The organism is Variovorax sp. P1_G12 (genome assembly GCF_056405555.1).
Window position 1 is genome coordinate 1 of sequence record NZ_JBFUBW010000010.1, and the last position, 14,337, is coordinate 14,337.

A 14,337-nucleotide genomic window follows, 5' to 3' on the forward strand; every position below is an offset into this window, starting at 1 on the left:
CCGCGCGGACGGTTGTTGTTGTTGCCCGAGGGCGGCGGTGCCGGCGGCTCGCCGTCGGGCCGCTGGGCGGCGGGACGCTCCCCGTTGGACGACGAATCGTCGCCCCGGCCCCAGCGGCCGTCGTTCAGGTTGAACATGGCCGGAAACCGTCTCCACACTGGCTTTGAATTCATTCGATTTAGTTCTTTGGTCAGTGAAGGGGGATTGTGCGCAATCAGTCGGCCGCCCCGTGCAATTCGGCCCGTCCGCCAAGGGGTGGCCGCACTCTTCGATGCATTGACACGCTTACGCGAAATATCCCATCAGGGGTGATCGTACCTTTCCAACGAAATGACCCTCTCGCATACCCGAATTTTCTCATTAGGAATCAATGGCTTACGTCACTCGCCTCGACACAGGGACGCCTCGACACGGGGACATCACCAACCAAGGCCGCGGCAAGCCCGGTCGCATCGGCCCAGGTGGTGGTCTCGTTCGTGGTCGCTGTCGTGCCCAGGATGACGACACTGCCTTGTGCCGGATTGACGGAGGAAAGCGGCCCGCAAATATCCGCGGCCGAATCGACCTGCCGGGCAATGCCGCTCGTGAAGTCCGCGTGGACCAGCCTGTAGCGCAGCCCGCTGACGATGATGCTGCCCGCGCCGACGAGCCTGACCCACGGATCCTCGGAAGGGAAGAGGCGGGTCGCAACGCTCCGTTACCAACTGGACAGCAACATTGGTCGCTGTCTTACAAAGCAAGTGCACATCAATATAAGACAAGAGTACTATGGATGTGACGTTTTCACATCTGCCTTGCTTTGAAGGGGAAAAAGGATGTCAAAGCCTGTCACTCGCAGAAGGAAGTCAGCGTCGCGGAGGAACAAGCGCCCGGCAAGTGCCTTGCGGCGATGCAAGGGCGCGCCGACGCGAGCCCTGCTCGGTCTTCGAAAAACGAGCGCGCAAAGGGCCTGGGCCGCCGCAGGGCGCGTCAGGAAAGCGGTGCAAGACCGCATCGTATGCGCCTTCCGCAAACAGCTTGACGGTTCGGGCCCTGGGCCCGCGGACGCAGAACTGCTGATGTTCGCAAGGCTCGCTGTGGCAGAGCAGCGATTGGGACGCAGCCTCGCACAGGCCAAGGTGGAGTGGTACTTCCGACGTGCGCGCTTCGATGGCCAAGCATCCAACCTTCGCCGAGGAGAGCATTCATGAGCACCGTTTCAGTGACCTTCGTCGAGCCTGCGGATTCCCCTTCGGGGGTCGCTTTTGGGAGCCTCATCGATCTTGCAAGAATGCAAACGGGCACGACCGCAGTCGAGATCTGTGAGGCCTGCAGCACCATCAACCTGGGCTCCGCACGTCTGTGCAAAGGCTGTTCGCACAAGCTGCCGGCGTTCTATGCAAACGAGAGTCCCAGCGAACCCATGCCATCCGCCAAGCAGCCGCGCGTCGGGTCCGAGTGGGCGTGGTCATTGGATTTCGCGTTCTTTGGGCTCGTGATCATTTCGCTGGTGGTCGTCACGAGGTTCATTCCCATCGGGTAGCACACTCCCGGCGGACAGGGCGGAGATGGCGAAATCACGCGTATCCAGCTTGACGGGCTTGGACGGTTCGACGCGATGGCGCAGCAAAGCCTTGGCCTCGATCACATCGAAATGAAGCTGGCAAGCGTGCACCAGGCTGTCGCCGCGCCCGCGTCCGCCGAACAGGTCGCGCAACGCGTCCTCGGATATTTCGGCAAGGATGCGCGGGCCGTCGAGCCCGTCGGGATAGATGGCGAACCGAACGCTCGCCTTGTCGAAGCAATGAATCGCTTCGCATTTCATGATCGGTCTCCTTCCTGCAGCGCCATGGAACTCGAGCCGGCGTGACCGGCGTTCACGCAGTTTCTGTCGGACCCGTCGTCGAATGCTCCCGCCTGGCGGCGAGGCTGGAGCGTCGGCCCTGGATCCGCTGATCACCGTTGAGGGTATGCAGCGGATGAAGCAATCGTGCCATCAGGCTACGGGCTGAGCGCCTGTAGGCGGCGGCGTCGTTCCCGATCATCACTTTCCCCCACGGGTCCCGCGCCGCAGGCGAATGCGTCGGCGTCGTCCTGCATGAAAACGGAGGCCTTTCCGCCATCGCAGGCGCCCGCCGGCTGCCACGCTGCTGCGCATCCGATGGAGAGCTGCAATGCCCGACGATCTTCCTGCCCACGATGCACACAGTTCGATGGTCGATGCCCACAAGGCCGGCGAGGCGCCGTGCAGGTTCGAGCGCCACGGCGCGCAGTGAGCGGCCTCGTGGCTTCCGGCAGCCGCACGCTCTGGAAGGGTGCAATCACCTTCGGCCTGGTCCACATCCCGGTGGGCTTGCACACCGCGAGCATCGAACAGGGCGTCGACTTCGATTGGCTCGACCGGCGCAGCATGGATCCGGTCGGCTACCGGCGCATCAACAAGAAGACCGGCAAGGAAATCGCCCGCGACGACATCGTCAGGGGCGTCGAGTACGAAGACGGCAAGTATGTGGTCCTGTCGAACGAGGACATCGAGGCCGCGTATCCGCGCACCACCCAGACGATCGAGATCCTGCGCTTCGTCGAGGCCGGCGAGATTCCATTCGTCTACCTCGAACGCCCCTATTACCTGGCGCCCGCCCGAGGAAAAGGCGCCCGAAGGCGCCAGGATCATCGACCTGACCGAACTCCTGGCACGCAGCCTCAAGCCGGCCAGGCGACCGGCGAGAAAGGCGGCGCGCAAGAATCCTGCGAAGAAGACCCGCAAGGTCGCCTGAGGCCGGCGGGCCGGTTCTGTTCGGATCATCGACAAGTCGAAGATCGGAGGCATGGGCATTGTGACGTTGCCCCAACTCGCGATTTCGTGACCAGGCAGATGGTGGCTTTGCAGGAGTTGGTCAACAACTCTCGCTCATTCCAAACGCGCTGAGGTCTTGAAATCCGGCCCGGTATCAGGGCAGTAACGTGAACAGCCGACCTGACAGCGGCGCATTGGCCAGCGTGTCGAGCGGCACACTGTGACGCGCCGTGGTGATCACCAGCCTTTCGCCGCCCGTCGCCTCCGGCTTGGGCGAGAAGGCCAAATCGGTGGCACAGGGCACGGGCAGGCCCACGACCCGGACGAGTTGGCCGTCGGGCGAGAACCGCACGACGGACCAGCCATCGCAAAGAGCGGTCCATATGCCCCCCTGCGCATCGAACGCCAATCCGCTGACACGGCCAGAGCCCTTGGGCACCGTGGCGAGCCTGCGCACCGCACCCTGCCCTGGCTTCAGCAGCAAGATCGCGCCCGACACCGGCGCCGTGTGGGCAGCCTTGCCCGGCGTGGCCGACTCGCTGGTCCTGGCCCAGACTCTTCTGCCTCAGAAAATCATGATGGCGCCTGGCCGGGTGTTCAGCGTGGACTCCTCAGCCGTTTCGCCTTGGTCGAGGTTCAACGCGGGCGCGGTGGTCGACCCAAGATTCGCCAAGGCGCTGCGAAACTCACTGCGGCAACTGGGCGCATGAAGCATCCCACCTGCAACGCCCGCTTCCGGTCACGCCGCTGTTCTTCGCTTTGAAATTTCGACCAGCGGGAATGGATCCATCCGTGCCCTTCGCGCCTTGCGGGTCACTTGAGCAATCGGTCTGCATGAGACCTTCACCGCTTTTGGACGACGCCCGCAGTCGCACGCAGGCCAATCGGGGAGTCAGTGCCCGAACAGGCGCGCGATGCCCCCGCGCAGGTGCGCCTCCATGGCCTGCCGCGCGACTGCGGTGTCCTGCTGCTCGATGGCCATCTCCACAGCCGCGTGCTCCTGACACACGCCGGTCCGTCGCTGCCCTTGCGGCCGCCCCGCGAGGCTTCGTGAGAGTCCGATGCTGAAGCGGGTCTGCGGCGCCAGGGCGTTCATCGTCATGCTGAAAAAGCGGTTGCCGCAGGCTTGGGCCACCGCGTCGTGGAAGGCGACGTCTTCTTCCACGGCATCGCTTCCGTCCGCAAGGGCCTGCTCGAAACGCTCGCGACACAGGCGGATGTGGTGCATCTGATCGGTGGTGCGCGTCAGCGCCGCGCGGGCGGCGGCTTCGCCTTCCATGAAGCACCGGAATTCCAGAAAGGCGCGGATGTCTGCGATGTTCTCCAGCGTGCTGAGCGAGATAGGCTTGGCCTGAGGCAGCGCATCTGTGACGAAAGTGCCCGAGCCCTTGCGCGCGTAGATGCGGCCCTCGTCGCGAAGGCGCGCCAGCGCCTGGCGCAGCACCGGGCGCGACACGCCGAGCCGCTGTGACAGCGCCGTTTCACCGGGCAGCCGTGCGCGCGGCTCGAAGCCCGGCGTGCCGAGCAGTTGCATCAGGTCCTCGTAGACCTTGTCGCCCAGCAACCGGTCCGCCCTGTGTGCGTGCGCGGCCAGGTCCGTGGCGTCTGAAACGGGTGCTTGCATATAACAGCTCTTTACAGGGTAATCGGCCAAAAGTGCGAGTGCCTGGGCGCAGACAATTTACTTCAGACCCAATCGCTCGGCAAATCTCCAAATTTCCCCCCTGAAGATATAAAAAGCTGTCAATCATGTCAACCATCCGCTGTCTTCGTACCTACCGGCTGCCGGACCGGCCCAGCCTGATCTGGCTCGAGCTGGAAACGAGCGATGGCCTCGTCGGGCTGGGGGAGACCTTTCGCGGGGCCGCTTCGGTCGAAACCTGCCTGCATGACGAACTCGCTCCCTGGTTGCTGGGGCGCGACGCGCGGCACATCGAAGGCATCTCACGCCACCTGCTCACGCCTTACGTCGGCTACAACAGCTCCGGCGTGGAGGTGCGCTCTGCCAGCGCCGTCGACATCGCGTTGTGGGACCTGGCGGGCCAGCGCCAGGGCGTGCCCATCCACGAGGCGCTGGGCGGCGCGGCACGCCCGAGCGTGCCGGTCTACAACACCTGCGCGGGCTACAGCTTCAACACCACCGGCAAGCGTCGCGACATCGGCGCGCACGACCAGTCTCAGGGGCCTTACGACGACCAGGTGGCCTTCATGCGTGACGCCGGCGCGCTCGCCCGCAGCCTGCTGGACGAAGGGTACAAGGCCATGAAGATCTGGCCCTTCGACATCTACGCGCCCGGAAGCGGCGGCCATCTCATCAGCCTGCCCGACCTGGAAAAGGGCCTGGAGCCGTTCCGGCGCATTCGCGATGCCGTCGGCAACCGCATCGAGGTCATGTGCGAGTTGCACAGCCTCTTCGGTGGCCACTCGGCCTTGCGCATCTGCCAGGCGCTGGAGGACTACAACGTGTTCTGGGTCGAAGACCCGCTGTGCAAGATGGACGACGCCGCCGGCCTCGCCGACCTGCGGCGCCGCACACGCGTGCCGGTGTGCGGAAGTGAAACGCTGGGCGGCCTGCGCCCTTTCCGAGATTTGCTCGCCAACGATGCGCTCGACGTGGTGATGCTGGACCTCGCCTGGTGCGGCGGCTTCACCGAGGGGCGCAAGATCGCAGCGCTCGCCCAAGCCTACAACCGGCCGCTGGCACCGCACGACTGCACCGGCCCGGTCACGTTGATGGCAGGCCTGCAGATGGCATTGCACGCGCCGACGGCCATCTATCAGGAGGTGGTGCGCGCCACGCTGGCCACCTGGTACCGCGACATCGTGACCGACCTGCCGGTGATCCGTGAGGGGATGGCCCAGCCGCCCGTGGCGCCTGGGTTGGGTACGCGCTTGCAGGACAGCCTCAAGCAGCGACCGGACCTCATCGTCCGCGAAAGCCGCTAGCGGGCATTGCCTCGCCGTCTCGACCGCTCCTTCGCAAGACTTCCCATGCATATCCAGATCGTCGGGCTCCATGCACCCAACGCGCCCCGGTTGCGCGCGCTCCTCGGCCCCGGGCACGAGGTCGAGGCGCTTCACGCCTTTCCCGAGGCTGGCGTTATCCCCTCGGACGTCGTCATCAGCAACAGCATCAGCGCCGACGAAGCCGCCCGCCTGCGCTGCCGGCTGGTGCATGTGCCCGGGGCGGGATCGGAACAGATCGCCTGCCCATCGTTGCCCCCGGGAACCACGGTGTGCAATGTGCACGGTCACGAGGTGCCCATCGCCGAGTTCACCCTGCACGCCATCCTGGAGCACTTCCTGCAACTCTGGCAGTACCCGTCGCAGCTGGACGCGAGCGCCTGGGCGCAGGCCTACGCCAACCGCGCCCCACACGACGAGGCCAATGGCAAGACCGTCGCCATCCTGGGATTTGGTCACATCGGGCAGGAGATTGCCCGGCGCGCGCGGGCCTGCGGCATGCACGTGATGGCCGTGACGCGCAGCGGCAAACAGGGCCCGGAGGAACTGGCGCATGAATACGTCGCGGTGTCGGCGCTGGACGAAGTGCTGGCACGGGTTCAAGTCCTGGTGGTCTGTTGCCCGCTGGACGACAGCACCCGCGGCCTGATCGGCGCGCGCCAGCTTGCATCGCTGCCCGCGCACTCTTTGCTGGTCAACGTGGCCCGCGCAGAAGTCGTCGACGAGCAGGCACTTTATGAAGCCCTGCGTGACAAGCAACTGGGACGGGCCGTCCTCGACGTCTGGTACCAGTACCCGAAAAAGGGCGGGGCGCCAGTGAACCCCTCACGCTGGCCGCTGCATGAACTGCCCAACGTCCGCGCCACGCCCCATATCTCGGCCATGACGCCGGCGCTGCTCGAGCGGCGCTACCGCTTCATGGCCCAGAACATCGTGCGACTGCAACAGGGGCAGCCGCTCTTCAACGTGATCTACCAGGCGCCCTGACCACCTTCAACGGAGATACCCATGAAAGCCGAGACTTCAACGACCCCGTCCGCCCTCCCCCTGGCCAGGCGCGCACTGCTCGGCATGGCCGCCGTGGCGATGCTGGCAGGCGCGTCCCTGCCGGTCCATGCGGAGGACGCGGCGAGCTACCCCAGCAGGATGATCCGCATCACCGTGCCCAACCCGGCGGGCGGCACCTCGGACGTGCTGGGGCGCCTGCTGGCCAAGGAGTTGGGCGAGATGTTCAAGCAGCCGGTCATTGTGGAGAACAAGGCTGGAGGCAATGGCAACATCGGTGCGGCGTTCGTGGCCAAGTCCGCGCCGGACGGCTACAACCTGCTGCTGCTGGACATGAGCGTGTTGACCATCGGCCCCAGCGTGGTGGCGCAACTGCCCTACAACCCGCAGAAGGACCTGACGCCGATCGCGATTCCGGCGTATTCACCGCACCTCCTGGTGGTCCGGAACGATCTGCCGGTGAAGAACATCGACGAGCTCGCCGCCTACGCCAAGAAGAGCGGCAAGCCCGTGAGCTTCGGCACGCCGCTGGCCTCCATCAGCCAACTGGCGGGCATCCTGCTCGCGCAGGACCGCGGCTTCGAATTCAACGTCATCGGCTACAAGGGCGGCGCCCAGGCCCTGGCGGACCTCGCGGGGGGTCAGATCGACAGCGCGATGGCGAGCGTGGTCGCCACCAACCAACTGGTGCAGGGCGGCAAGGTCAAGGCCATTGCGGTCACGAGCGCCAAGCCGTTTGCAGCGACCCCGGGTGTGCCGACCGTCGCCTCGCAGATCCCCAACTTCGTGACGGGTTCCTGGCAGGGCTTGCTGGCGCCCGCCAACACACCGCCAGCGGTGCTGGACAAGTTGCAGGAGGCCGTGCAGCGCATCGTGACGCGCCCCGACTTCGCCACCCGTCTGCAGGAACTCGGCTCCGAGCCATCGACCATGAACCGGCAGCAGATCGCGCAATGGATGCAAACCGAGACCCAGCGCTGGGGCAAGGTGGTCAAAGACAACAACATCAAGGCGGAGTAGAGCGCGCGCCATGCGATGGCCGGAATTCGCTCGAGGCTCCCCCTGTCACTCACGCGTGGAATCGGTGCGCCGAGGGCTTCAGGCTTTGCGCTCCAGCACCTGCAAGGTCGGCCGCTCGCCGTTCGCCTTGCCGGTGATCGGCGGCTTCGGCAGCCTGGCCTCGCCCGGCTCGATCACGAAGTGATGGTCGAGCGAATACCACGGCCCGCTGACATCGCCGGCCGGCGCCGGCTCGTCGGCATGCAGCACGTACTGGCCAATCAGAGCTTGCGTCACCCCGAACTGCACATCGGTTTCAAGGCGTGGGTCATCGCTCGAATAGACCTGCGAGAACTGCGTCTTGAAGCCCGGCTTGTGGATCATGAAATGGATGTGGGCCGGGCGCATGTTGTGACGGCCCTGTGCGCGCAACAGCGCGCCGACCGGGCCGCTCAACGGGATCGGGTAGCCAGCCGGCTTGACGCTCCTGAACGCGATACGGCCGCGCACGTCGGTGGCGAACTTGCCGCGCAGGTTCATGTCGGTCTGCCCCGGGTCCTGGTTCTCGTAGAAGCCCTCCGCTGAGGTATGCCACACGTCGACTTCGGCGCCTTCCACCGGCCGGCCCTGGCTGTCGCGCACCCAGGCGTTGACGAAGATCGGCGCGCCGGGCGTGGGCGAGCGAACGATCGAATCACCGTTCGCCGTCGCCGGCGAATCCATGCGCCAGAACGGGCCCATGAGATTGGCGGTCGTGTCCGTCTGTCCGTGATCGCCGTTGTTGAGCAGGCAGACCAGCGACGAGATGCCCAGCGAACCGGCGATGAGCACCACTTCGTTGTGCGATGCAGTGGTCAACTGGCCGAGATTGGCGATCAAGCCGCAAGCCTGGTGGAACTCGGCCTCGGTCAGCCTGGCATCTCGCACGAAGCCGTGCAGGTGTTGCACTGCTGCGGTCATGAGTTCCTTGAAGCGCGGGTTTTCGCTTCGGGCCACCTCGGCCAACACTGCGGCCGTCACGTCTTGTTGGGTCTTGATGATCACAGGGAAGTCTCCTTGCTTCGATGGGGAACGATACTGCGGTCCATCAAGTCAATGCCAGGACTTGCCCTGTTGTCAGCCAGCGACCCGCGCCGCCGATACGGCAGCACGCAAGCCGAGCAGGTAGCTGTCCACCCCGAAGCCGCAGATCTGGCCCTTCACGATCTCCGCAAACACCGAGTGATGGCGGAACCCCTCGCGCGCATGGATGTTGGACATGTGCAGTTCGACCACCGGCACCGTGAGGATCGCCAGCGCATCCCGGATGCCGTAGCTGTAGTGGGTCCAGGCGCCGGCGTTGATCAGCACCGCGTCGACGCCATCGGTGAAGCCCTGGTGGATGCGCTCGCACATGGCGCTTTCGCCGTTGGTCTGGAAGCTCTCGATCTCGGCGCCGAGTTCCTTGCCCAGCGCCTGCAACTGTGCATCGATCTCGGCCAGCGTCGTGGTGCCGTATTGCTTCGGGTCGCGCTTGCCGAACATGTTGTGGTTGATGCCGTGGAGCATGAGGATCTTCATGGGGTGTCTCCTTCTTGTCGCGGGTTCAAACCAACGGGATGGTCATGCGCTCGATGACCGGCCGGGTGTCGGGTCGCACGCCGCGCCACCAGACGAAGGCTTGCGCAGCCTGCTCGACCAGCATACCCACGCCGTCGGCGAGCTTGGGCACGCCGGCGTTCCGTGCCAGACGCAGGAAGGGTGTCAGGCCCTTGCCGTAGGCCAGTTCGTAGGCCAGCTTCGCGTTGCGGAGCGCCTCGGCCGGCACCGGCGGCAACTCGGCCTTCAGGCTGGCCGAGGTGCCGTTGATGACGATGTCGAATCTCTCCCCGGTCAGATCACCATAGCCGCAAGCCCGCACGGGACCCTGCGCGGCGAATTGCGCGGCAAGATCGGCTGCCTTCGACACGCTGCGGTTCGCCAGCACCAATTCGGCCGGCTGCTGCGCAAGGAACGGCAACAAAGCTCCGCGCACCGCGCCGCCGGAACCGAGCACCAGCATGCGCGCGCCCTTGAGCGGGAAGCCCAGGTTGCGCTGGATGTCGTTGGTCAGGCCGACGCCGTCGAAGTTGTCGGCAATGATGCGGTCGCCCTCGAACTTCAATGCGTTGGTGGCACCAGCCAGTTCGGCACGTTCGAGCCGATCCGTTGCCAGCGCAAAGGCTTGCAGCTTGAACGGCGCGGTCACGTTCATGCCCAGGCCGCCTGACTTGCGAAACGCATGCACGTCATCCGCAAAGTGCTCGAGCGAGCCTTCAATCGCGATGTAGTCGATGTCCTGATCGGTCACCTTCGCAAAGCTGCCGTGGATCATCGGCGACTTGGTGTGGCCGATGGGGTTGCCGATGACGGCGTACTTGTCGGTCATGGTGCGTGCCTCCTCATGCGCTGAACAGCACGCCGTCGGCCTGCATGTCGGCGATCTGCGCGGCGTCGAAGCCGAGGCTGGCGGCGATCTCGGCGTTGTGTTCACCAAGGTCCGGCGCCACTTGCGTGATCGAGGTGTCGCAGCCCGACATGCGGAAAGGCAGGTTGGGCAGGCGGATCTTGCCGAGCACGGGATGGTCCTGCTCCACCACCATGCCGCGCGCCCGGATCTGCGGGTCGGCCAGCACTTCGTCGATGCGCTGCACCTTGGCGCAGGGCACGTCGATGCCATCGAGCATTTTCAATACGTCGACGACGGGGCGCGCTGCAACCCAGGGGCGAACGACTTCGAGGATCTCGAGGCGATTCGCATTGCGCCCGGCCGCGGCATGCAGCCGCGTGTCGCTGCCGAAGCCCGCCGGCCCGCCAGTGTGCTCGACCAGGGCGGCGAATCGCTTCCACGCATCGTCCACCTGCGCGGCGATGACCAGATCGCCGTCCTGCGCGCGGAACACGCCGTAGAGCGTCGAGTTGGGCATGTCGTGGCCGGTCTGCACAGGAACTTCCTTGCCGTCCGAGAGCGTATAGCACTGCACCGCGTATTCGTGCATCGACACCAGCGTGTCGTACAGCGCCATGTCGATGTGCTGACCGCGGCCCGACTTCACGCGACCCAGCAGCGCGGCGTTGATCGCAGCGACGGCGTGGATGCCGGTATACATGTCGCCCAGCGAGATGCGCAGCAGCGGCGGCGCCTCGCCGGGGTTGCCGACCATCTGCATGATGCCGCTCTTGGCCTCGGCGATGAGGCCGAATCCGGCGCGATGCGAGTCCGGTCCGGTGTGGCCATAGGCGGAGATCGAGCAGTACACGAGGCCCGGATTCGTCTCGGCCAGTTCCGCATAGCCCAAGCCCAGCTTGTCCAGCGCACCGGGACGGTAGTTCTCGACGAACACGTCGGCGCTGTCGACCAGCTTCTTCATCAAGGCGCGGCCGCGCGGGTCCTTGGTGTTGACCGACAGTCCCTTCTTGCCCATGTTCTGCTGGAGGAAGTAGCCGCTGTGGTCGCCCACGAACCAGGCATGCTGGCGACCCGCGTCACCGGTGCCGGGGCGCTCGACCTTGATGACTTCGGCGCCCAGTGCCGCGAGGCATCGACCGACGTAAGGGCCGGCCAGGAAGTGGCTGTAGTCGATGACGCGGATGCCGGCCAGCGGCAGCGCTTGTTGTCGTGCCGCGTTCATGCCGTCTTCCTCGGCACCATCACGCGGTGCTCGCCCTTTTGCACGACTTCATCGCGCTGGTTGACGAGCTCCGACGGCAGCACCAGGATGCCCCAGCCCGGCTTGCTCTTCGACTCGCGCTTGGTGCCGACATGGAACCTCACCCGCACCGTGTCACCGAGCTTGATGGGGGCGACAAAGCTCCATTCCCAGCCCAGCGACATGCCGGGCATGAAGCGCATGTCGCTCTGGGTCTTGAGGCCATCAGCGACCGACAGGCCGAACAGTCCGTGGGCCACACGGGTGCCGAACGGCGTGGTGCGGGCATAGGCCTCGTCGGTGTGCACTGGCGTGTGGTCGCCGGTGAGGTCGGCATACGCCATCACGCGGGCTTCGGTCACTTCATAGGGCGGGCTGGTGCATTCTTCGCCGACGACGGCATCGTCCCAATACTTGTCTTCGATGGTGAGGGTGGTCATGGTGGGTGTCTCTGGGCAATTGAAAAAATTCAGGCGCGGGGATCGATGGCCAGGGCCTTGGCGACTGCGCCGGGGCTGGCCTGGATGAACTCGACGGCCAGGCCATCGGGCAGGCGCAGCCAGTTGCGGCCTTGCGACATCTCGGTGACGCCGAAGGCCTGCGCGGCGGCGAGTGCGGCTTCCAGGTCTTCGCACATCACGCCCAGATGGCCGAGGCGGCCTTCGGGGCCGGCGTAGTCCGGCTTGGCCATGAACTGCATGCCGCCGAGCGTCCAGTACTGGATGGGCTCCTCGACGGTGCCCTGTACTTCTCGCATGACCATGCCGCAGACGTCGCGGAAAAACTTGATGTGCCAGTGAATGTCGCGGACCCAGATGGCGACGTGTTCGACATAGGCTCTGGGGGGTGTGGCCCCCACGCTCCGCACTTGCGTGTCGTCGCTGCCCCCCGAGGGGGTGCTCGCTTGCTTGGGGCGGCCCGGCGCGGCGCGGCTCATTTCGCCTCCATCCGGCGTTCGATGCCCTTGATCGCGGCCACCAATGTCTGGTTGACCGGCGTCGGCACGTTGTACTTCTGGCCCGCGCGCACGACCGAGCCATTGATGAAGTCGATCTCGGTGATCGAGCCCTTTTCGAGGCTCTGCAGCATCGAGGTCTTGAACTCGTAGGGCAGCCCTTCTGCCGCCATGACCCACGCGTCGCGTGGCGCCTTGATCGACAGCTTGACGCCGCTGGCCTGCGCAACGGCCATCGCCTCTGCGACCGCGGCAATGGCCGTCGCCTCGATCTCCGGCACCGCATGAAGGCTGCCGTAGACCTGCCCTGTGATGCCGCTCAGTGCGCCCGTGGAAACGTTGATGAGGAGCTTGTCCCACATCACGCCCATGATGTTGTCGCTGACCTCGCAGGGCAGCTCGGCTCGTTCGAATTCGGCGGCGATGGCCTTGGCGCGCTCGGTGACGCTGCCGTCGAGTTCGCCAATGACCGTGCGCTTGCCCTGCGTGCCGGCAATGATGTGGCCGGGGCCGAGCATTACGCCGCCGACGTAGGTCTTTCCGGCCAGTACGTGCTCGCGGCCCGCGACATCGGCCAGGATTTCCTCGTGGCCCATGCCGTTCTGCAACGACATCAGCGCAGTGTGCGGCCCGATGATCGACAGGGCGCCTTCGATGGCCGACCGCGTGTGGAAGGACTTGACCAGGACGATCACGAGGTCCGGCGCCTCCAGCCCCTTGCTGTCGATCGCGGCGCGCACCTTGACGACGCGTTCCATGTCACCGACCTTCATGCGCAGGCCGTCGCGGTTGATCGCGTCGACGTGGGCCTGGAAGGAGTCGATCAATGTGACGTCGGACCCCGCCGCCGCGAGGGTCCCGCCAATTGCGCAACCGAGTGAGCCGGCGCCGAGAAAGTAGATCTTCATGTGCGTCTCCGTTTGGAATGACTCAACGATAGATTTCAGCCTTCATGTTGCCTATGGCATGGCCAAAATGGTCTACATTCCGTTTTGAAATGGGGACGGCATATGGACATGGACGAGGACACCGAAGTCGGCACGGCGCTTCTTAGCATCAAGCTCCTGCGTCTCTTCGACCTGCTCTACAGCACGAACAGCGTGACGCGCGCGGGCGAGGCCATGGGCCAGAGCCAGCCGACGGTGAGCAACTGGCTGAGCCGATTGCGCAAGCAACTGAACGATGAGCTTTTTGTGCGGACCGCCGCCGGCATGCAGGCCACGCCGCGCGCGGAGGAGTTGATCGTGCCTGTACGAGAGGCGTTGGCCGCACTGCGTCGCATCGCCGTGCCGGCCGGAGCTTTCGACCCTTCGACCGCGACACGGCGCTTTCGGATCTGCATGACCGATGCGAGCCACATCACGCTGTTGCCGCGCTTGCTGGCGCACGTGCGCGCCTTGGCGCCGGACGTTCGCCTCGAAGCCGCGCGCATCGACGAGCAGACCGCGCAGGCACTGCAATCCGGCCAAGCGGACCTCGCGATCGGCCTGGTACCGTGGCTGGAGTCGGGCTTCTACCAACAGGTCCTGTATCCACAGGACTGGGTATGCCTCGTCAATGCGCGTCATCCACGCATCGGCGCCAAGGGTGTGGGTCTGCGCGACTACAGGGCCGAGGCGCATATCGGCATCATCGGAGGCACCGGAGTGCAGTTGCTGGAGGCGGTATTGGAGCGCCACCGGATCGAGCGGCGCATCCTGTTGGAACTGCCCGGGTTCCTTGGCCTTGCGGCCATCGTGTCAACGACCGACCTGGTCGCGACCGTGCCGCGGCATATCGGCGAGACGCTTGCCAGCTCGAGTGCCGGCGCCTTGACTGTCTACAACTGCCCGGTTCCGGTACCCCCCTTCACCGTCAAGCAGCACTGGCACGCACGCTATCACCAGGACCCGGCCAATCGGTGGCTGCGTGCCTTGTGCGAGGAGCTGTTTGCGGCCAAGCGCCCGATGGCCAAGCCGCGAAAGTAGTTG

General features: G+C 65.3%; 14 protein-coding genes and 1 pseudogene. 5 read left to right on the forward strand and 10 right to left on the reverse strand.

Annotation, left to right across the window (positions count from 1 at the left end):
- Positions 1-1,447: 1,447 nt before the first annotated feature.
- Positions 1,448-1,804, reverse strand: a complete 357-nt coding sequence (locus AC1D2O_RS13210) for a hypothetical protein (RefSeq protein ID WP_477650325.1) — start codon at positions 1,802-1,804, stop codon at positions 1,448-1,450.
- Positions 1,805-2,263: 459 nt separating this feature from the next.
- Between AC1D2O_RS13210 and AC1D2O_RS13215 the strand changes: the two are divergent.
- Positions 2,264-2,617: pseudogene (locus AC1D2O_RS13215) on the forward strand (Ku protein); the annotation flags it as partial.
- A gap of 313 nt (positions 2,618-2,930) precedes the next feature.
- On the opposite strand, the gene AC1D2O_RS13220 reads toward AC1D2O_RS13215, so the two are convergent.
- A complete protein-coding gene (locus AC1D2O_RS13220; RefSeq protein WP_478157161.1) occupies positions 2,931-3,275 on the reverse strand; it encodes an SMP-30/gluconolactonase/LRE family protein in 345 nt (114 codons plus the stop codon).
- A 393-nt stretch (positions 3,276-3,668) separates the two neighbouring features.
- Positions 3,669-4,400, reverse strand: a complete 732-nt coding sequence (locus AC1D2O_RS13225; RefSeq protein WP_477650322.1) for a FadR/GntR family transcriptional regulator — start codon at positions 4,398-4,400, stop codon at positions 3,669-3,671.
- 125 nt (positions 4,401-4,525) lie between these two features.
- Between AC1D2O_RS13225 and AC1D2O_RS13230 the strand changes: the two genes are divergently transcribed.
- Genes AC1D2O_RS13230 through AC1D2O_RS13240 form a run of 3 tightly spaced genes read left to right on the forward strand, consistent with a single transcriptional unit; the run spans position 4,526 to position 7,765 of the window.
- A complete protein-coding gene (locus tag AC1D2O_RS13230; protein ID WP_478157162.1) occupies positions 4,526-5,722 on the forward strand; it encodes a mandelate racemase/muconate lactonizing enzyme family protein in 1,197 nt (398 codons plus the stop codon).
- Between the two features lie 45 nt (positions 5,723-5,767).
- Positions 5,768-6,727: a 2-hydroxyacid dehydrogenase gene (locus AC1D2O_RS13235; RefSeq protein WP_478092665.1), complete on the forward strand. Its 960-nt coding sequence runs from the start codon at positions 5,768-5,770 to the stop codon at positions 6,725-6,727.
- 21 nt (positions 6,728-6,748) lie between these two features.
- Positions 6,749-7,765, forward strand: a complete 1,017-nt coding sequence (locus AC1D2O_RS13240) for a Bug family tripartite tricarboxylate transporter substrate binding protein (RefSeq protein WP_478092663.1) — start codon at positions 6,749-6,751, stop codon at positions 7,763-7,765.
- A gap of 78 nt (positions 7,766-7,843) precedes the next feature.
- Here the strand turns inward: AC1D2O_RS13240 and AC1D2O_RS13245 are convergent, their stop codons facing one another.
- The 7 genes from AC1D2O_RS13245 to AC1D2O_RS13275 all read right to left on the reverse strand — a co-directional run bounded on the left by AC1D2O_RS13245 (position 7,844) and on the right by AC1D2O_RS13275 (position 13,275).
- Positions 7,844-8,788 (reverse strand): dioxygenase family protein, encoded by a 945-nt coding sequence (locus AC1D2O_RS13245; RefSeq protein WP_478092661.1) that lies wholly within the window; start codon positions 8,786-8,788, stop codon positions 7,844-7,846.
- A gap of 72 nt (positions 8,789-8,860) precedes the next feature.
- Positions 8,861-9,304, reverse strand: a complete 444-nt coding sequence (gene aroQ, locus AC1D2O_RS13250; protein WP_478092659.1) for a type II 3-dehydroquinate dehydratase — start codon at positions 9,302-9,304, stop codon at positions 8,861-8,863.
- 25 nt (positions 9,305-9,329) lie between these two features.
- Positions 9,330-10,151 (reverse strand): shikimate dehydrogenase, encoded by an 822-nt coding sequence (aroE, locus tag AC1D2O_RS13255; protein WP_478157164.1) that lies wholly within the window; start codon positions 10,149-10,151, stop codon positions 9,330-9,332.
- A gap of 13 nt (positions 10,152-10,164) precedes the next feature.
- Complete coding sequence (locus AC1D2O_RS13260; protein ID WP_478157165.1) at positions 10,165-11,394, reverse strand: CaiB/BaiF CoA transferase family protein; 1,230 nt, start codon at positions 11,392-11,394, stop codon at positions 10,165-10,167.
- On the reverse strand, positions 11,391-11,852 hold the full coding sequence (locus AC1D2O_RS13265) for a MaoC family dehydratase (protein ID WP_478095075.1): 462 nt from the start codon (positions 11,850-11,852) through the stop codon (positions 11,391-11,393). The genes AC1D2O_RS13260 and AC1D2O_RS13265 overlap by 4 nt, the downstream gene beginning before the upstream one ends.
- A 29-nt stretch (positions 11,853-11,881) precedes the next feature.
- The gene (locus AC1D2O_RS13270; protein ID WP_478157168.1) at positions 11,882-12,349 is read right to left on the reverse strand and encodes a VOC family protein; all 468 of its coding nucleotides are present in this window, start codon (positions 12,347-12,349) and stop codon (positions 11,882-11,884) included.
- Positions 12,346-13,275, reverse strand: a complete 930-nt coding sequence (locus AC1D2O_RS13275) for a ketopantoate reductase family protein (RefSeq protein ID WP_478157169.1) — start codon at positions 13,273-13,275, stop codon at positions 12,346-12,348. Before AC1D2O_RS13275 ends, AC1D2O_RS13270 begins: the two co-directional genes overlap by 4 nt.
- Positions 13,276-13,383: 108 nt before the next feature.
- On the opposite strand from AC1D2O_RS13275, the gene AC1D2O_RS13280 reads away from it, so the two are divergent.
- Entirely contained in the window at positions 13,384-14,334 is a 951-nt protein-coding gene (locus tag AC1D2O_RS13280) for a LysR family transcriptional regulator (protein ID WP_478086715.1), read from the forward strand.
- Positions 14,335-14,337 lie beyond the last annotated feature (3 nt).